This window comes from Nonomuraea aridisoli, assembly GCF_003236395.1.
Taxonomy (GTDB): Bacteria; Actinomycetota; Actinomycetes; order Streptosporangiales; family Streptosporangiaceae; genus Nonomuraea; species Nonomuraea aridisoli.
This window is the reverse complement of record NZ_POUD01000007.1, coordinates 44101-62161: the sequence shown is the minus strand read 5'-3', so window position 1 is coordinate 62161 and position 18061 is coordinate 44101. Positions and strand designations below refer to the sequence as shown.

General features: G+C 71.6%; 14 protein-coding genes. 7 read left to right on the top strand and 7 right to left on the bottom strand.

What is annotated here, in order from left to right:
* Positions 1-7: 7 nt before the first annotated feature.
* Together C1J01_RS03345 and C1J01_RS03340 are read left to right on the top strand one after the other, a co-directional pair.
* Positions 8-4192: a hybrid sensor histidine kinase/response regulator gene (locus C1J01_RS03345; protein ID WP_111175823.1), complete on the top strand. Its 4185-nt coding sequence runs from the start codon at positions 8-10 to the stop codon at positions 4190-4192.
* Between the two features lie 3 nt (positions 4193-4195).
* The gene (locus tag C1J01_RS03340; RefSeq protein WP_111175821.1) at positions 4196-4825 is read left to right on the top strand and encodes a response regulator; all 630 of its coding nucleotides are present in this window, start codon (positions 4196-4198) and stop codon (positions 4823-4825) included.
* A gap of 26 nt (positions 4826-4851) precedes the next feature.
* Here the strand turns inward: C1J01_RS03340 and C1J01_RS03335 are convergent, their stop codons facing one another.
* Positions 4852-6375: an NYN domain-containing protein gene (locus tag C1J01_RS03335; protein ID WP_111175819.1), complete on the bottom strand. Its 1524-nt coding sequence runs from the start codon at positions 6373-6375 to the stop codon at positions 4852-4854.
* A gap of 186 nt (positions 6376-6561) precedes the next feature.
* Positions 6562-8907, bottom strand: a complete 2346-nt coding sequence (locus C1J01_RS03330; RefSeq protein WP_181448550.1) for a sigma-70 family RNA polymerase sigma factor — start codon at positions 8905-8907, stop codon at positions 6562-6564.
* A gap of 122 nt (positions 8908-9029) precedes the next feature.
* Here C1J01_RS03330 and pyrE point away from each other — a divergent pair, with 122 nt between their 5' ends.
* Positions 9030-9563, top strand: a complete 534-nt coding sequence (gene pyrE, locus C1J01_RS03325) for an orotate phosphoribosyltransferase (RefSeq protein WP_111175815.1) — start codon at positions 9030-9032, stop codon at positions 9561-9563.
* 7 nt (positions 9564-9570) lie between these two features.
* On the opposite strand, the gene C1J01_RS03320 is transcribed toward pyrE, so the two are convergent.
* Both C1J01_RS03320 and C1J01_RS03315 read right to left on the bottom strand, forming a co-directional pair.
* Positions 9571-10023, bottom strand: coding sequence for a hypothetical protein (locus C1J01_RS03320; RefSeq protein ID WP_146615454.1), 453 nt, complete (start codon positions 10021-10023; stop codon positions 9571-9573).
* 36 nt (positions 10024-10059) lie between these two features.
* Positions 10060-10740, bottom strand: a complete 681-nt coding sequence (locus C1J01_RS03315) for a DedA family protein (RefSeq protein ID WP_235854224.1) — start codon at positions 10738-10740, stop codon at positions 10060-10062.
* Between the two features lie 141 nt (positions 10741-10881).
* Here C1J01_RS03315 and fbaA point away from each other — a divergent pair, with 141 nt between their 5' ends.
* The 3 genes from fbaA to C1J01_RS03300 all read left to right on the top strand — a co-directional run bounded on the left by fbaA (position 10882) and on the right by C1J01_RS03300 (position 13725).
* Entirely contained in the window at positions 10882-11904 is a 1023-nt protein-coding gene (fbaA, locus tag C1J01_RS03310) for a class II fructose-bisphosphate aldolase (protein ID WP_111175867.1), read from the top strand.
* Positions 11905-11938: 34 nt separating this feature from the next.
* A complete protein-coding gene (locus tag C1J01_RS03305) occupies positions 11939-12349 on the top strand; it encodes a DUF3151 domain-containing protein (RefSeq protein WP_220039711.1) in 411 nt (136 codons plus the stop codon).
* Between the two features lie 92 nt (positions 12350-12441).
* On the top strand, positions 12442-13725 hold the full coding sequence (locus C1J01_RS03300) for an adenylosuccinate synthase (RefSeq protein ID WP_111175809.1): 1284 nt from the start codon (positions 12442-12444) through the stop codon (positions 13723-13725).
* On the opposite strand, the gene C1J01_RS03295 is transcribed toward C1J01_RS03300, so the two are convergent.
* Together C1J01_RS03295 and C1J01_RS03290 are read right to left on the bottom strand one after the other, a co-directional pair.
* Positions 13695-14765, bottom strand: coding sequence for an AraC family transcriptional regulator (locus C1J01_RS03295; RefSeq protein ID WP_111175807.1), 1071 nt, complete (start codon positions 14763-14765; stop codon positions 13695-13697). The genes C1J01_RS03300 and C1J01_RS03295 overlap by 31 nt on opposite strands.
* A gap of 21 nt (positions 14766-14786) precedes the next feature.
* Entirely contained in the window at positions 14787-15647 is an 861-nt protein-coding gene (locus C1J01_RS03290) for a fumarylacetoacetate hydrolase family protein (protein WP_235854223.1), read from the bottom strand.
* 115 nt (positions 15648-15762) lie between these two features.
* On the opposite strand from C1J01_RS03290, the gene C1J01_RS03285 reads away from it, so the two are divergent.
* Positions 15763-17064, top strand: a complete 1302-nt coding sequence (locus C1J01_RS03285; RefSeq protein WP_181448549.1) for an aspartate aminotransferase family protein — start codon at positions 15763-15765, stop codon at positions 17062-17064.
* On the opposite strand, the gene C1J01_RS03280 is transcribed toward C1J01_RS03285, so the two are convergent.
* Positions 16945-17955: an EamA family transporter gene (locus tag C1J01_RS03280; protein ID WP_111175803.1), complete on the bottom strand. Its 1011-nt coding sequence runs from the start codon at positions 17953-17955 to the stop codon at positions 16945-16947. The genes C1J01_RS03285 and C1J01_RS03280 overlap by 120 nt on opposite strands.
* Between the last annotated feature and the right edge of the window lie 106 nt (positions 17956-18061).

The following is an 18061-nucleotide window of genomic DNA, read 5'->3' as shown; positions in this document are numbered from 1 at the left end:
AGGCCCCATGACCACGGCCAAGGTTGCGCCAAGCCCGGAGGAGAGGACTTACACCGAGTCCGATCTCGTGCCGATCCTCGAGACGCTGTTCTCTTGGCGTGACGGCGACTTCCGACGCCGGGTCCCCCATGCGCCTCCTGGCATTCTCAGCGAAGTGCGGCTGCTCCTCAACGAGGTCGCCGACCGGCGCGAACACCTCGCCAACGAGCTGTCACGCGTGCGCCGGGAGGTCGTCAAGGAGGGCCGCTTCGGCGAGCGCCTGACCCCCGGGCCGGGCGTCGGCGCGTGGGCCGAGAGCGTCGAGTCGGTCAACATGCTGATCGACGCCCTGGTGAGCCCGGTGAGCGGCGCGGCCGACGTCATCGACGCGGTGGCCAAGGGGGACCTGTCGCGGCGCATCGACCTCGACCGGTCGGCGCGCGGCGAGGTGCGCCGCCTGGGCAAGGCGATCAACGGCATGGTCGACCAGCTCGCGCTGTTCAACAGCGAGGTGACCCGGGTGGCCCGCGAGGCCGGCACCGAGGGCCGGCTGGGCGGCAGCGCCAATCTGCGCGGCATGTCGGGGAGCTGGCGCGACCTCACCGAAGCCGTCAACACGATGTCCTCCCGGGTGGCGGCGCAGGTGCGCGACATCGCCGTGGTGACCACCGCCGTGGCGAGGGGCGACCTGAGCCGCAAGGTCACCGTCGACGCCGTGGGCGAGATGTTCGAGCTGAAGAACACCGTCAACACGATGGTCGACCAGCTGTCCGCCTTCGCCGAAGAGGTCACCCGCGTGGCCCGCGAGGTCGGCACCGAGGGCCAGCTGGGCGGCCAGGCGCAGGTGACCGGCGTGTCGGGGGTCTGGAAGGACCTGACCGACAACGTCAACTTCATGGCCAACAACCTCACCTCCCAGGTGCGCAGCATCGCGACCGTGGCGACGGCGGTGGCCCAGGGCAACCTGTCGAAAAAGATCACCGTCGACGCCCAGGGCGAGATCCTGCAGCTGAAGGACACCCTCAACACGATGGTCGACCAGCTGTCGTCCTTCGCCGACGAGGTCACCCGCGTCGCCCGCGAGGTCGGCACCGAAGGAAAGCTGGGCGGGCGCGCCGAGGTGAAGGGTGTGTCGGGCGTCTGGAAGGACCTCACCGACAACGTCAACTCCATGGCCGCCAACCTGACGTACCAGGTGCGCAACATCGCCCAGGTGACCACGGCGGTCGCGAACGGCGACCTCACCCGCAAGATCGACGTCGACGCCCAGGGCGAGATCCTGGAGCTCAAGTCGACCATGAACACGATGGTCGACCAGCTGTCCTCGTTCGCCTCCGAGGTCACCCGCGTCGCCCGCGAGGTCGGCACCGAGGGCCAGCTGGGCGGCCAGGCCCAGGTGCGCGGCGTGTCCGGGGTCTGGAAGGACCTGACCGACAACGTCAACTCGATGGCCAACAACCTGACCTCCCAGGTGCGGCAGATCGCGGCCGTGTCCTCCGCGGTGGCCCAGGGCAACCTGTCGAAGAAGATCACTGTCGACGCCCAGGGCGAGATGCTCCAGCTGAAGGACACCCTCAACACGATGGTCGACCAGCTGTCGTCCTTCGCCGACGAGGTGACCCGCGTGGCCCGCGAGGTCGGCACCGAGGGCCAGCTGGGCGGCCAGGCCCGGGTGAAGGGCGTGTCGGGCGTCTGGAAGGACCTGACCGACAACGTCAACTCGATGGCCAACAACCTGACGTACCAGGTGCGCAACATCGCCGAGGTCACCACCGCGGTGGCCAACGGCGACCTGACCCGCAAGATCGACGTCGACGCCCAGGGCGAGATCCTGGCGCTCAAGACCACCGTCAACCGCATGGTCGACCAGCTGTCGTCGTTCGCCTCCGAGGTCACCCGTGTGGCTCGCGAGGTGGGCTCGGAGGGGCAGCTGGGCGGCCAGGCCCGCGTCGAGGGCGTCGAGGGCACCTGGAAGCGGCTGACCGAGAGCGTCAACGAGCTGGCGGGCAGCCTCACCACCCAGATCCGCGCCATCGCCACCGTGACCAGCGCCGTCGCGCGCGGCGACCTGACCCGCTCGATCGCCGTCGAGGCGCAGGGCGAGCTGGCGGAGCTGAAGGACAACATCAACTCGATGGTGGCCAACCTCCGCGAGACCACGCAGGCCAACCAGGAGCAGGACTGGCTCAAGTCCAACCTGGCCCGCATCTCGCGGCTCATGCAGGGCCACCGCGACCTGCTCGAGGTCGCCAAGCTGACGATGAGCGAGCTGACGCCGCTGGTCTCGGCCCGCTACGGCGCCTTCTACAGCATCGACCCCGAGGCCGAGGGCGAGCTGATCCTCATCGGCGGCTACGGCGTGCGCCCCGACCGGGGTCCGCGCCAGCGCTTCGCGATCGGCGAGGGCATCGTCGGGCAGGCCGCCGCCGAGGGCCGGCACATCGTGCTCGACGACGTGCCACCGAACTTCATCACGATCGACAGCGGGCTCAGCCGGTCGACGCCCGCGCAGATCGTGGTGCTGCCGATCCTGTTCGAGAACCGCGTGCTCGGCGTGCTGGAGCTGGCCTCGTTCACGCCGTTCGGCGAGGTGCACCTCGACTTCCTGACGCAGCTCGTCGAGACCATCGGTGTGACGATGAACACGATCATCGCCAACTCCCGCACCGAAGACCTGCTCACCGAGTCGCAGCGGCTCACCCGCGAGCTGCAGGAGCGCTCCGACGAGCTGCAGCGCCAGCAGGAGGAGCTGCGCAGGTCCAACGCCGAGCTGGAGGACAAGGCGGCGCTGCTCGCCAAGCAGAACCGCGCGATCGAGATCCAGAACTTCCAGATCGAGCAGGCCCGCCGCACGCTGGAGGAGCGCGCCGAGCAGCTCGCGGTCTCCTCGCGCTACAAGTCCGAGTTCCTCGCCAACATGTCCCACGAGCTGCGCACCCCGCTCAACAGCCTGCTCGTGCTGGCCAAGCTGCTGACCGAGAACGCCGAGGGCAACCTGACCTCGCAGCAGGTCGAGTTCGCCCGCACGATCCACAGCGCGGGCTCGGCGCTGCTGCAGCTCATCAACGACATGCTCGACCTGTCGAAGGTCGAGGCCGGCCGGATGGACATCCACCCGATCCAGGTGTCGCTGCCGAAGATGGTCGACCTGCTGGAGGCCGCCTTCGCGCCGCTGGCGCAGGACAAGGGGCTGTCGTTCAGCGTGGAGGTCGAGCCCGACGTCCCGCAGGAGCTGCGCGCCGACGAGCAGCGGCTGCAGCAGGTGCTGCGCAACCTGCTGTCCAACGCGGTGAAGTTCACGCCGCGGGGCGAGGTGAAGCTGCGCGTCGCCAAGGCGCCCGTCGGGGTCGACTTCGACGACGACGCCCTGCACGACGCGCACGACCTGCTCGCCTTCCAGGTGATCGACACCGGCATCGGCATCGCGCCCGACAAGCGCGACGTCATCTTCGAGGCGTTCCGCCAGGCCGACGGCACCACGAGCCGCAAGTACGGCGGCACCGGCCTCGGCCTCGCGATCTGCCGCGACATCGCCCGCCTGCTCGGCGGCGAGATCCACGTCGACAGCGAGCTGGGCAACGGCAGCACGTTCACGCTCTACCTGCCGGCCTCCTACACCGGCCCGCTGACCGCGACCGACGGCGGGGCGGCGCGCCGGCAGCTCATGACGCCGCCGGCCGACGAGCCCGCCGCGGCGGCGCCCGAGCCGCCGATGCCGCTCGACCTGCCGATGCCGGAGCTGGTGGAGCCCCCGGTCGAGACGCCCACCCAGTGGCAGGGCGACGACCCGCTGAACGGCGCCAAGATCCTCATCGTGGACGACGACATCCGCAACGTGTTCGCCCTGACCAGCGTGCTGGAACGACACGGCTCCACGGTCGTCTACGCTGAAAACGGCCGCGAGGGGATCGAGCAGCTCGAACGGAACGAGGACGTCGCGCTCGTGCTGATGGACATCATGATGCCGGAGATGGACGGCTGGGCCACGACCTCGGCCATCCGGCGCATGCCCCAGTTCGCGGACCTGCCGATCATCGCGCTGACCGCCAAGGTCATGCGGGGTGATCGCGAGAAGAGCATCGCGTCGGGCGCCTCCGACTACGTGCCCAAGCCGGTCGACGTGGACCGTCTGCTCGAACGCCTGCGCGGCTGGCTCAGCCGTGGGCGCGGACCCGCGTCCGACTCGTCAGCGTCACCAGCCGAAGGGTCGTGATCCATGCCGGATCGTGCCAAGATCCTCCTGGTCGATGACCGCGAGGAGAACCTGATCGCCCTCGAAGCCATCCTCAGCTCGCTCGACCTGGTGCCCGTACGCGCCCGGTCGGGCGAGGAGGCGCTCAAGGCGCTGCTCAACACCGAGTTCGCGCTGATCCTGCTCGACGTGCGCATGCCGGGCATGGACGGCTTCGAGACGGCCGCGCACATCAAGCGGCGTGAGCGCACCAGGAACATCCCGATCATCTTCCTGACCGTGGTCGACAGCGCCCCCGACTACGCCTTCCGCGGTTACGCGGCGGGGGCGGTCGACTACCTCACCAAGCCGTTCGACCCGTGGGTGCTGCGGGCGAAGGTGTCGGTGTTCACCGAGCTGTACAACATGAACAAACGCCTGGCCGAGCAGGCGGCGCTGCTGCGCGACCGGGTGAGCGGCGAGCTGCCGCCCGGCGCGGGCGACCACGCGTCGGTGCTGCCGGAGCTGTCGCGCCGGCTGACGGCGGTGGAGGACGAACTGGCCCGTGTCCGCGAGCTGGCCCGCAAGACCCAGGACCCGGCCCTGGCCGCCCCGCTCGGGGACCTGACCGACCGCGTCAACCACCTCCGCGCCGCCTTCGACGCCCTCTCCTAGGTCGCACGCCCACCAGGAGCGGCGGGTCAGTTGCGGGCGCGTTCCAGGGCGTCCCAGAAGCCGCGGCGGAGGGCGTGGCGGACCTCGTCGTGCAGGAGGAAGTCGATCGGCAGCGAGGAGCCCTGGAGGAGGCGCGCCTCCAGGTCGGACGGCATGCGGGGCTTGCGGGCCAGCACCGCCTCCAGCCAGAGCGCGGGCGCGTCGCGGGCCACCGACTCGCCGAAGTCGTGTCCCTCCCGGTGGGCGGCCTTGACGGCGTCGGCCAGGGTCGTGGCGCCCGCCGTCGCGGCGGCGGGCGGGGTGACCGGGGCGGGCTGCGGCCCGGTGTACGGCCCCAGCTGCGACGGCTGGTAGGCCCCGCTGCCGGGCTGCTGGTAGGCCCCGGCGCTCGACGGTGCGGAGAACTGCCCGGTGCTGGGCGACTGAGCCTGCACGGGCCCGGTCACCGGCGCCGACGACGGCGCGTTGGCCTGCGGCTGCTGCTCGCTCTGGTAACCGCCGTACGACGGCAGCGCCGGAGGCGGGGACGACTGGCCGCGCCCGGGCGACGGCGCGTCGGCGTCGGACCCGGCGGGCGCCTGCCCGTTCGCGCCCGACCCGCCGGACAGCTGGCCGTTCGCGGACCCGCCGTAGGGCGCGGCCGGGGACGCCGCGTTCGCGCCGGATCCGCCGTAGGACGGCGCGGCCGGGGACGCCGCGTTCGCGCCGGACCCGCCGTAGGACGGCGCGGGTGACGCCGCGTTCGCGCCGGACCCGCCGTACGAGGCGCCCGAGCCATCGGATGAGCCGCCGTACGAAGAGGATCCGCCGTACGCCCCGCCGTAGGTGGAGGACGGGGTGTTCGAGCCCCCGTACGACGGCGCGTTCGGGCCCGAGGGCGGCTGAGCCGCCGGGGACGAGCCGGCCGCGTGGCTGCCGGTGGACGACGGCGCCGGCGGCAGGGACGGCTGCGCCGGAGGCAGCGAATGGGTGGCCTGGCCGTTGCTGATCGGCTGGTGGTGCCCGTTGGACGCCTCGGTGACGCCGCTGACGTACGCCCGCAGGTGGGCCGCCCCCAGCTCCACGAGGTCGTCGCACTCCTGCCGCAACGACCGCGACACCGCCCAGCCGCCCTCGGCCGCGATGTTGATGACGGTCACCCGGATGCCGAGGTCCTGCGCGTCGCAGACGACCTGGGCGAGGTCCTCGTCGCCGCTGACCACGACCGCGTCGCAGATGGCGTTGTTGCGGGCGAGCGTCATGAGATCGCGGTGGACCTGGGCGTCGACGCCCTCGCGCCGCCCCGGGCGGATGCGCGACAGGCGCAGCTTGAGGCCCGGGATGTCGGCGAGCGCGTCGTGCTCGGGGGTGCGGCGCCCCTCGACCGTTGCTTCGTACCAGTAGCAGCGCAGCAGCGGCAGCCCGGTACGCTCTCGCGACAGGTCGGTCATCAGTTGGAGCAGCCCCGGATAGTCCCAGGACACCGCCTCGCGATGGCGTGTGCCGTGTACGGCCATCGCCCCGTCGGCCAGCAGATAGCCAGCGTCCACGAACAGCGCACAGCGATCCACTGACACCGCCCCTTTCCTGATGGTCCGACCTTGCTGGCTCTGCACCGTCAGAGACCGGACTCGGCGGCCCTCTCTCAGGGTAATGAAAGCGGGTGATCGTGCGAGGGTGAATCCCGACGATTCGACCCTCACGCACCGAGCCGCCAGACCATTCAGGCCGACCGTACCAGTTTGTCCCGTTCTTGGTCACGGCCGGGCCCGCACGCTCACGGCGGCCGCGCCGAACAGCACGACGTCCTTGTTCGTCACGATCGTGAGGCCGGGATCGACGCCCAGCTCGGCGCTCACCGTGTCGACGTCGACGCCGAACGAGAGCTCCTTCGCGCCGCGCGCCGAGCCGTCGAAGACGTTGGCCGCCACGCGGTCGCCGCCCGCCGGGGTGAGCGGGCCCGAGCCCAGCGAGACCCTGTCGCCGCCGAGGTCGGCGTCACCCTCCCACGTCACCAGCTCGACCCGCGCCGGCGAGGCGGCCGGCCGCAACCCGCCCAGCGGTACGTACGCCCGCCCCCCGACCACCGTGCCCCCGTCGAGCACGACGGCCTGGCTGTACGGCTGCGCCGGATCGGTGACCACGAGCACCAGGCTCCACCCGGCATGACGCGCGACCCCCTCCTCCATGGGCACGTCGGCCGCCCACCACGTGCCGTCGGCGCGTACGCCGCGGGCGAGCTCGCTCACGTCGGCGAACGCCTGGTAGACCGGCCCCAGCGGCAGCTCCCGCACCTTCACCTCGCTGGGCCGGACGGTCAGGTAGGTGCGCAGCCCCGGGGGCCGGACCCTGATCGGCCCCGCCTGCGCGCCCGTGGCCGACCAGTAGAGCCCTGCCCACACGACCTCGCCGCCCTTGGGCAGGGACAACGCCGCCGCACTGGAGGACTCGGTGAAGGGGTGGTCGTCGCGGTCGAGCGCGAGCATCGGCCACAGGTCGTTGTCGCGCTGCTCGCCCTCGCGCCGCCGCGCCTCGCGGCAGCCCGGCTGCTCGTCGGGGCAGCTCAGCAGCGTGTTGCCGATCGCCCGGACCGCCACCCTGCCCTCGGTGGCGAACCTGGCGGGCGCGCCCGTCGCGCGTACGCCGTGCTCGGCGCGGGCCCGGACGCGCAGCGGGCCGGCGACGACGCTGACGACGGGACCCGCGCCACGCGGGGCCGCACTGGACACGAGCACCCGCAGGTAGACGGCCGTGGCCCGGCCCGCGGCGAGCGGCTCCCTGGCGCACCGGGCGCCGCGACCGGACGGACGGCACAGCCAGCCGTCGGCCGCGCCCACCCCGCCGGAGACCGCTGCGCCGGGCCCGCGCAGCACGGACGGAACGAACGTCACCCCCGGCGGCAGGTCGACGTGGGCCGAGACCTTCTCGCTGGCCGTCTCGCCGTGGTTGCGCAGGCGGAGACCGAGGATGCCGGGCCGGGCGCGGACGAGCGAGCCGAGCGGGTCGATCGTGACGCGCAGCCGCGCGCCCACCGGCCTGGCGGACGTCGCCTGCCGGTCCCTGCCGACCGGCGACCGCGAGGCGTCCGGCTCCGGCACCCGCGACGGCTCCTCAGGCTGCGGCGGGGCGGCCGACGGGAGCGGCAGCGCGATCGCCGGCCCGACCGAGGGCTCGGCGACCGGCTCCACACCGGACAACACCTGGACGCCCCCGGCCACGGCCACCGCCAGCACCGCTGCGCCCGCCACCACCGCCTGCCGGCGCCGCGGCGCCCACGCCAGCCGCCGCAGCGCCCGCAGCGGCCGCCCGGCCGCACCGCCCGGTCCCGCCGCCCTGGCCAGCGCCGCCGCGTATCCGCTGAACAGCGACCCGGCGATCAGCGGCCCGACGATGACCCGCAGCCCGCGGTCGACGTCGGTCACCTCCAGCAGCACGCCGTGGCACTCCTCGCAGGAGTCGACGTGCTCGTCGAGCGCCTTGGCGTCGCGCCGGGCCAGCCCGCCGCGCACGTAGTGGCTCATCCGGCCGAGCACCGCGCGGCACTCGGGCAAGGTCTCCGGCTGCAGGTACAGGCGTACGTACGCCTGCCGCAGCCCCTCCCGCGCGCGGTAGGCCAGCGCGGCCACGCCGTTGGCCGAGAGTCCCAGCAGCGGCCCCACCTGAGCCGGCTTGGCGCGTTCGACCTCGGTGTGCCACAACACCGCCCGCCACCGCTCGGGCAACGACAGGTAGGCCCGGGCGATCGGCGACCGCTCCAGCCCGGCCAGCGCGGGATCGACGAACGGCGCCGTCGGGTCGTACCGCTCGATCTCGCCCGTGGGGTGGGCGGCGATGCGGGAGCGGTCGTGCACCGTGCGCCGCACGATCGTCAGCAGGTAGGTGCGGAACGCCGACTCGGGACCGCCGCCCCGGCACACCAGGTCGAGGATCTTCGTGAACGACTCGGCGACGACGTCCTCCACCTCGACCCCGCTGACGAGCTGCCGGGCCATGGCACGCGCGGCGGCCACGTGGCGCTCGTAGAGCTCGCCGTAGGCAGCGGCGTTTCCCGCCTGGACCGCGTGGAGCAGATCGGCGTCGCTTTGCGGAGCTTCGGCACTCATGGCGACCTCACGATGACGCACGGTTACCCGGGTCATCATTCCGCAGTCATCGCCGTGGCTAAACCGAGAGCGTGCCTTTACCTGCGGAAGGCGGCCGTGACCAGGACCCTAAGCTTGGTCCCATGACGGATCGCGACAACCTGCTGGCCGAGATCAAGAAGAAGGCCATCGTCCACGGCAAGGTCACCCTCTCTTCGGGCAAGGAGGCCGACTTCTATCTCGACCTGCGGCGCATCACGCTCGACGGCGTGGCGGCGCCGCTCGTCGGCAGGGTGATGCTCGACCTGACCACCGACCTCGACTACGACGCGGTGGGCGGGCTCACGATGGGCGCCGACCCGGTGGCGGGCGCGATGTTGCACGCGGCTGCGGCGCGCGGGCGCGCGCTCGACGCGTTCGTGGTGCGCAAGGCGCAGAAGGCGCACGGCATGCAGCGCCGCATCGAGGGCCCCGAGGTCAAGGGCCGCCGGGTGCTGGCCGTGGAGGACACCTCGACGACGGGCTCCTCGCCGCTGACGGCCGTGGAGGCGCTGCGCGAGGCGGGCGCGGAGGTGGTCGCCGTGGCGACGATCGTCGACCGTGGCGCCCGCGAGCGCGTCACGGCGGAGGGCCTCGAGTACCGCTGCGCGTACACGCTGGAGGATCTCGGCCTGTAGAGGCGGCTCAGTCGGGGGCGCGGACGGTGAACGCCTCGCGGGCGCCCTCCTCGCCGGGCTCGCGGGGTGTGCCGTTCTCGGTGACGAGGACGGTGCTCGCGTCGGTGAGCACGACGTCGAGCTCGGGCTCGTAGAAGCTGACCTCTTCGCCCCTGCTCATGTCACGGTGCTGCAGCACGTCGCCGCCGGGCACGCGTACGGTGACGATCGGGCAGGTCTCGGCCACGCACTCGATGTGCACGGTCGGCACCTGGGCGGTCTCCTCGCCGGCGGGCGTCGTGGTCACACTGGCCGGTTCGCCGGCGGGGGCGGAGGCGCGCTCGCGTCCTGGCTCTGGTTCGCCGAGCCTGCCGAGCACCTCCCGGCCGCCGATGACCAGCAGCGTCACCGCGGCCCCCGCCGCCAGGACGGTGAGCGCTAATCGGGCAAGGCCCATCGGTTCTGACTTGTGGCGTCCCACACGGGGCAGCGTAGCGGGTGAAGATCGACCTGGGGGTCAGAGCGGAGTGTCGGTCCCGGTCGGAACGGGCACCGCCCGCCGCTTCTTCACCACCTCGACGAAGATCGGGATGAGTGAGACGAGCACGATGAGGAAGACGCCCGGCAGGATGTAGGCGTCGATCCGCTTGGGGTCGACCTGGTGACCGAGGAGGTTGCCGACCAGGATGAGGCTCTCGACCCAGACGACGCCGCCGACGACGTTCCAGAGCAGGAAGCGCTTGGGCCTCATCTCCAGCACGCCTGCGACGGGGTTCATGAACGTACGGACGATCGGCACGAACCTGGCCAGGATCACCGCCTTGGCCGGCCCGAACCTCTCGAAGAACTCCTCGGCCCGCAGCACGTGCTCCCGCTTGAACAGCCGCGAGTCGGGCTTGTCGAACAACCTGCGGCCGAAGCGCGCGCCCAGGAAGTGGCCGAGCTGCGCGCCGGCGACCGCGCACAGCGGCGTGCCGATGAGCAGCACGGGCAGCGACAGCGGCGTGACGCCCATGCCCTGGGCGACGGACGACGAGCTGAAGATCCCCGCGGCCACGAGCAGCGAGTCGCCCGGCAGGAAGAACCCGAGCAGCAGCCCCGTCTCGGCGAAGATGATCGCGAGAACGCCGACGGTGGCGAACGCCCCGAGAAGGGTCAGCCACCAGGTCGGATCGAGCAGATTCACCAGCCAGTCCACGGCCGAGAGACTATCCCGTGGCCGCGACCAGGCCGGGGACCGCCTCGACGACGACCCCCGCGCGCGTCGGCTCTACCACATGGGGTAGACACTCGGAATACTGGGCCTGGCCCGAAGCCGTAACTTCTCAGGGAGATGATCATGCCCATTGCGACTCCAGAGGTCTACGCCGAGATGCTCGACCGGGCCAAGGCCGGCGGATTCGCCTACCCGGCGATCAACGTGACGTCCTCCCAGACGCTGAACGCCGCGCTGCGCGGTTTCGCGGAGGCCGAGAGCGACGGCATCGTGCAGGTCTCCACCGGTGGCGCGGAGTTCCTCTCGGGCACCACGGTCAAGGACATGGTCACCGGCGCGACCGCGCTCGCCGAGTACGCGCGCGTGGTGGCCGCGAAATACCCGGTCACCGTGGCCCTGCACACCGACCACTGCCCGAAGGACAAGCTCGACGGCTACATGCGACCGCTGATCGACCTGTCGATCGAACGCGTCTCCAAGGGCCTCGACCCGCTGTTCCAGTCCCACATGTGGGACGGCTCGGCCGTCCCGCTGGAGGAGAACCTGCAGATCGCCAGGGAGCTCCTGGAGAAGTGCGCGCGGGCCCGCATCATCATGGAGATGGAGATCGGCGTCGTCGGCGGCGAGGAGGACGGCGTCGTCGGCGAGATGAACGAGAAGCTCTACACGACGGTCGGCGACGCGCTCGACACCGCCGAGGCCGTGGGCCTGGGCGAACACGGCCGTTACATGCTGGCCGCCACGTTCGGCAACGTGCACGGCGTGTACAAGCCGGGCCACGTCAAGCTGCGTCCGAGCGTGCTGAAGGACATCCAGGAGGCCGTCGGCGCGAAGTACGGCAAGGACAAGCCCTTCGACCTGGTCTTCCACGGCGGCTCCGGCTCGCTGCTGAAGGAGATCCACGAGGCCATCTCGTACGGCGTCGTCAAGATGAACGTCGACACCGACACCCAGTACGCCTTCACCCGGCCGATCGCCGACCACATGTTCCGGAACTACGACGGCGTGCTCAAGGTCGACGGCGACGTGGGCAACAAGAAGACCTACGACCCGCGTTCGTACGGCAAGGCCGCGGAGGCCGGGATGGCCGCCCGCGTCGTCGAGGCGTGCCAGAGCCTGAAGAGCGCTGGGACGAAGATCTCATAGCCACTTCGGCGGCCTGGCGGGTATGACTGGTGCTATGGAAAACCTTCTCGCCGGGCCGCCCCCGACGCATCTGCCGGAGCTGCCCGAGGCCAGGGAGTTGCTGGAATCCGGCGTCAAGGCCGCCGACGTGGCCGCCCGGTTCCCCGCTTACCCGGCGGCATGGGCCGCGCTCGCGGAGGAGTACTTCGCGCAGGGCCATGCCGTGACCTCCTACGCCTTCGCCCGCACCGGCTACCATCGCGGCCTCGACCAGCTCCGCCGCAGCGGCTGGAAGGGCCACGGCCCGATCCCGTGGGAGCACGAGCCCAACCGCGGGTTCCTGCGCTGCCTGTACGCGTTGTCCCGCGCCGCGCAGGCCATCGGTGAGAAGGACGAGGCCGAGCGCTGCCTGCAGTTCCTGAAGGACAGCACGGAGACGGGTTACGACGCGCTGACCAAGGGTTAGCCCTGAATGAGCACGTTCGGGTAGTCTCTCAACGCAAGAGCCCCTGTCGCACTTGCGCCAGGGGTTTCGTTTTGTGCTCGGGAGACTGAACCATGCCGGCTGCCGTTCTCGTGGGTGCCCAGTGGGGCGATGAGGGCAAGGGCAAGGCCACCGACCTGCTCGGTGGCGACGTCGACTACGTCGTCCGCTATCAGGGGGGCAACAACGCGGGTCACACCGTGGTCATCGGTGACCAGAAATACGCGCTCCACCTGCTTCCCACGGGGATCCTGTCGCCGGAGGTGGTGCCGGTCATCGGCAACGGCGTGGTGATCGACCCGGGCGTGCTGCTCGCCGAGATCGACGGGCTGGCCGAGCGGGGCATCTCCGCCGAGCGCCTGCTGATCTCGGCCAACGCCCACCTGATCATGCCCCACCACAAGGCGCTCGACAAGGTGACCGAGCGTTACCTGGGCAAGGCCAGGATCGGCACGACCGGGCGCGGCATCGGGCCCGCGTACGGCGACAAGATCGCCCGGATGGGCGTGCGCGTGCAGGACCTGCTCGACCCCGGCATCCTGGCCAAGAAGATCGAAGCCGCGCTGACGGAGAAGAACCAGGTCCTGACCAAGGTCTACAACCGGCGCGGCATCGAGCCGGCCGCGGTGGTGGAGGAGTACCTCGCCTACGCCGAGCGGCTCAAGCCGCACATCGCCGACACCTCGCTGGTGTTGTCGAAGGCGCTGGACGAGGGCAAGTTCGTGCTGCTGGAGGGCGGGCAGGGCACGCTGCTCGACATCGACCACGGCACGTACCCGTTCGTCACGTCGTCCTCGCCTACCTCGGGCGGGGCGTGCGCCGGGGCGGGCATCCCGCCGAACCGGCTGACGAAGATCATCGGCATCCTCAAGGCGTACACCACCCGCGTCGGGTCGGGGCCGTTCCCGACGGAGCTGACCGACGAGATGGGCGACTGGCTGCGCACCACCGGCGGCGAGTACGGCGTCACGACCGGCCGCAACCGCCGCTGCGGCTGGTTCGACGCGGTGATCGCCCGCTACGCGACCCGCATCAACGGCGTCACCGACTACTTCCTCACCAAGCTCGACGTGCTGTCGGGGCTGGAGAGAATCCCGGTGTGCGTGGCGTACGAGGTCGACGGGGTGCGGCACGACGAGATCCCCATGACGCAGACCGACTTCCACCACGCCAAGCCGATCTACGAGGAGCTGCCCGGCTGGCAGGACGACATCACCGGCGCGAAGTCGTTCGAGGACCTGCCGCGCAACGCGCAGGCGTACGTGCGGGCCCTGGAGGAGATGAGCGGGGCGCCGATCTCCGCCATCGGCGTGGGCCCGGGCCGCGATCAGACCCTGGTGATCCGCTCGCTCGTCTGAGCCCGGTGGGCTCTGCGGTATTCGCTGGGTGAGCAGCCCACGTGCCGCTTGAACACCCCGCGGAAGGCCTTCGCGCTCTGGTAGCCGGAGCGCGTGGCCACCGCCTCCACCGGCAGCGCCGACGACGTCAGCAGCGACCGGGCGTGCCGCATGCGCAGCCCGGTCAGCTGGCGCAGGAACGTCGTGCGGCGTTCGGCGGCGAACAGGTGGGCGATGTGGAAGGGACTCGCCGAGACGGCCTGGGCCACGGTGGTCAGCCGCAGGCCGGGGTCGGCGTAGTGGGCGGCCATGTAGCTCTCGGCCATCGACAGGATGTCGCGGGCGGACGCGGGGATGAGCCGCGTCAGGATCTCTTCCACCCAGATCCGTAAATATGAGCGTTCGTGGATGGAGCTCACCGTCACGAGCTCCGCGATCGGCAGCCGGGCGCAGGCGTCCACCCAGTCGGTGCTGCCGCTGGCCAGCCTGCGCCGGTTGACCAGGTCCACCACGAACAGCAGCTCCCCGACGAGCCACCGATGCAGCGTGGCCGGGTCGAGGTCGCGTTCCTGGGCGCAGCGGTCGACCCATCCGGTCAGCAGCGCCGCCGCCGCCCGGCGGTCGCCGGCGTGGACGGCGCGCGCGAGCTCCGGCTCGATCCGCACCGGCGGCCCGCCCTCCGGGCGGTCCCCCTCCGGCGCCGTGATCACCCGGTCGCCGCCCAGCACCAGCTTGTAGGCGTTGGTACGGCGCGCGTCCCGCTCCGCCTCGGCCGGGAGCCCGGGGCGTCCGAGGCTGACCGTGGCCGTCAGCTCGCCGGCCCGCCCGATGCGGGCGCGTACGTCCTCGGCCAGGGTGCTCGCCCGGTCCATGAGGCGGCGGGGGTCGGGGCCGGCCAGGACGACCAGCCACTCCTCGGGCGGCAGCGCGACGCACGCGGTGACCTCGCGGATCGCGCGGTCGGCGCGCTCCAGCTGCGTGCGCGCCCACTGGGATCCGCGGGCCCTGGACAGCGCCATGTAGTCGTCGATGTCGACGAGCACACCAACCGCGTACTCCATACGGCCAAGAGTAACGTCGGTTTAGGCAGACCGAAATACCACTTCGTTGACGAGTGTGCCGACTCCGGCCACGGTCGCGCGCATGACGTCGCCGTGCTTCAGCGGCGCGATCCCGGCGACGGTGCCGGTCGCGATGAGGTCGCCGGGCAGCAGCGTCATGCCGTCCGACAGGTCCGCGATCAACCGAGGGACGCCGAACACCATCTGCTTGGTGTTCGCCCGCTGCCGTACCTCGCCGTCCACCTCCAGCGTCAGCTCGACGTCCTGCGGGTCCGGCACCTCGTCCACCGTCGCCAGGTACGGCCCCGCCGGCGCGAAGGTGTCGAAGCCCTTCGCCTGGTCCCACGGCTGGTTGTGGGCGATGTTCGTGAGCTGCAGGTCCCTGGCCGTCATGTCGTTGAGCACGGTGTAGCCGGCGACGGCCTCCCGCCAGCGCTCCTGCGGCAGGTCGCGGGTGACCGAGCCGATCACCACGGCCAGCTCCACCTCGTGCTCCAGGTGGCGGGTGCGGGCCGGCGCGACCACGGGCCTGTTGTGGCCGGTCAGCGCGGACGGCGGCTTGAAGAACAGCACCGGGTCGGGCGGCACCTCCAGGCCGCTCTCCTCGGCGTGCGCCACGTAGTTGAGCGCCAGGCAGCAGACCTTCGTGCAGGTCGCCACCGGCGGCTCGAACAGCACGTCGCCCTCGGCGAGCAGCTCACCCGCCGCCGCCCACCGCCGGTCGGCCTCCTCGGTGAGCCGCTCCAGCCCGTAGTGGGCGAGCATCGCCACCGGGTCGTCGCCGCCCGTAAGGCCGGTCAGGGGCAGCAGTTCGCCGCCCGGCCGCCAGGCCACCACTTCCACCGGATCGGCGGCCGTCCGCCGTACACGCCCGAGAAACATGCCTCAAAGCCCACCAGCGGCGGGCATGCGGCCACAAGGCCCCGTCCTTGCGATGCCGACCCCGTCCTTGCGCACTTGCTTGTGGGCGGGCCGCGCGCGCCGATTGGATGGCGCCATGACGCGGACCTTGGACGCCAGCAGCAGAATGTACGCGGACGCGCGGCGCTACCTCGCCGGCGGCGTCTCCAGCGACGCCCGCCGGGTCGACGGAGTGCCGCTCTTCGTCGACCACGCGAAGGGCTCGCGCCTGTGGGACGTCGACGGCAACGAGTACGTCGACTACGTCCTCGGCCAGGGCCCGTCGGTGCTGGGCCACTGCCCGCCCGAGGTCGTGGAGGCGGTGGCCGCGCAGGCCGCGCGCGGCATGGCCTACTCCGCCCAGCACGCCGCCGAGGTGCGGGTCGCCGAGCGCCTGTGCGCGCTGGTGCCGTCGGCCGGGCGGGTCCGGTTCAACACCGTCGGCTCCGAGGCCGTGCACGCCGCGCTCCGGCTGGCCAGGGGATACACCGGGCGCGAGGCGATTCTCAAGTTCGAGGGCCACTACCACGGCTGGCTCGACCCGGTCCTGTTCAGCGTGCACCCCGCGCTCGACGCGGCCGGCCCGGCCGACGCGCCGGCGGCCGTCCCCGGCACGGCGGGACAGCAGCTCGGCCGCCCCGACGACCTCGTCGTCTGCCCGTGGAACGACGTGCCCGCGCTGCGCCGGCTCATGGAGGAACACGCCGGGCGGCTCGCCGCGGTGATCATGGAGCCGGTGTTGTGCAACACGGGCGCCATCGAGCCCGATTCCGGCTACCTGGAAGAGGTCCAGCACCTGTGCCGCGAGCACGGCACGCTGCTGATCTTCGACGAGATCATCACCGGGTTCCGGCTGGCGCCCGGCGGCGCGCAGGAGCACCTGGGCGTCACGCCGGACCTGTCGGTGTTCGGCAAGGCCATGGCGGGCGGCATGCAGGTCTCCGCGCTCGTGGGACGCGCCGACGTCATGGACCACATCTCGACCGGCAAGGTCGCGCACGCCGGCACGTTCAACTCCCACCCCGTCGGCATCGCCGCCGCCGAGGCCACGCTGCGCGTCCTCGACGAACGCCGCGACGAGGTCTACGGCACGTTGTACGCCCGCGGCGCCGAGCTCATGGAGGGCCTGCGTTCGGCCGCCGCGAAGGCGGGCGTCCCGATGCTGGTGGACGGCCCCGGCCCGGTGTTCCAGACGTACGTCACCGAGGCGTCGTCGGTGCGGAACTACCGGGACTTCGCGACCACCGACCGGGCCGCGATGACCCGGCTGCACGCGGCGCTACTCGACAGGGGCGTCAACATGGTCCCGCGCGGGTTGTGGTTCATGTCGTCGGCGCACACCGAGGCCGACGTCGCCTTCACCGTCGACGCGTTCGCGGACGCGCTTGGCACGCTTTGACCGCTCGGTGGAGATCACCAGCGCGACGCCGACGAGGATGATCAGGCCGCCCGCGACGACCTGGATCGTCACGGGCTCCGACAGCACCAGCGCGCCGAGCGCGACCGCGACGACCGGGTTGACGTAGGCGTACGTGGAGACCAGCGAGATGGGGGCGTGGCCGAGCAGCCACGCGAACGACGTGAAGCCGACCAGCGAGCCGACCAGGATGAGGTAGACCAGGCCCGCCCAGGAGCGGCCGCTGATCGCCGACAGGTCGAGCCGCTCGCCCGACACGCCGCCGATCAGCAGCAGGCCGAGGCCGCCCGCGAGCATCTCGACGGTGCTCGCGGCGAAGGTGTTGGCCGGCATCGCGATGCGGGCCGACAGGAACGAGCCGACCGCCCACGACAGCGAGCCGACCAGGATGATCACGATGCCGGTCGTGCTGCCCGCCTGGCCGCCTGTCAGCGACAGCGCGGCGACGCCGGCGAGGCCGACGAGGACGCCCGCCAGGGTGAGCGGCCGGGGCCGGTCGCGTACGGCGAACCTGAACACCACCAGCCACAGCGGCACGGAGGCGACGAGCAGCGCGGCCAGGCCGGTCGAGATGTGCTGCTCGGCGACGCCCACCATGCCGTTGCCGCCGGTGAGCAGCAAGAGCCCGACCAGGGCGGCGCCGAAGAACTGCCGGCGCGTCATCCGGAACGCCTCGCGGCCCTTGCGCAGGAAGAGAAACCCGCCGAGCAGCGCGGCGGCGGTGAGGAAGCGCAGGGAGCCGGCCAGCATCGGCGGGATCGTCTCGACGGACAGCGCGATGCCGAGGTAGGTGGAGCCCCAGACCACGTAGACGATGGCGAGGGCTCCCCAGACGGCCGGGGTCACCTTGGCGTCAGGGGCGTTAACGGTCATGACTCGTGACAGTAGCGCCGCGGGGTGACAGTTCGCCGGTCGATTTCAGACCTTGAGATGACATGGCGGCATACGCGACGTACGCGCCTCGGCGAGAGGGGCCCTC

Excerpts from the sequence above, each read along its gene's own strand:
- C1J01_RS03345 (WP_111175823.1), top strand. The coding sequence starts at position 8 with ATGACCACGGCCAAGGTTGCGCCAAGCCCGGAGGAGAGGACTTACACC.
- C1J01_RS03340 (WP_111175821.1), top strand. The coding sequence starts at position 4,196 with ATGCCGGATCGTGCCAAGATCCTCCTGGTCGATGACCGCGAGGAGAAC.
- C1J01_RS03330 (WP_181448550.1), bottom strand. The coding sequence starts at position 8,907 with ATGAGTGCCGAAGCTCCGCAAAGCGACGCCGATCTGCTCCACGCGGTC.
- pyrE (WP_111175815.1), top strand. The coding sequence starts at position 9,030 with ATGACGGATCGCGACAACCTGCTGGCCGAGATCAAGAAGAAGGCCATC.
- fbaA (WP_111175867.1), top strand. The coding sequence starts at position 10,882 with ATGCCCATTGCGACTCCAGAGGTCTACGCCGAGATGCTCGACCGGGCC.
- C1J01_RS03305 (WP_220039711.1), top strand. The coding sequence starts at position 11,939 with ATGGAAAACCTTCTCGCCGGGCCGCCCCCGACGCATCTGCCGGAGCTG.
- C1J01_RS03300 (WP_111175809.1), top strand. The coding sequence starts at position 12,442 with ATGCCGGCTGCCGTTCTCGTGGGTGCCCAGTGGGGCGATGAGGGCAAG.
- C1J01_RS03295 (WP_111175807.1), bottom strand. The coding sequence starts at position 14,765 with ATGGAGTACGCGGTTGGTGTGCTCGTCGACATCGACGACTACATGGCG.
- C1J01_RS03290 (WP_235854223.1), bottom strand. The coding sequence starts at position 15,647 with ATGTTTCTCGGGCGTGTACGGCGGACGGCCGCCGATCCGGTGGAAGTG.
- C1J01_RS03285 (WP_181448549.1), top strand. The coding sequence starts at position 15,763 with ATGACGCGGACCTTGGACGCCAGCAGCAGAATGTACGCGGACGCGCGG.
- C1J01_RS03280 (WP_111175803.1), bottom strand. The coding sequence starts at position 17,955 with ATGACCGTTAACGCCCCTGACGCCAAGGTGACCCCGGCCGTCTGGGGA.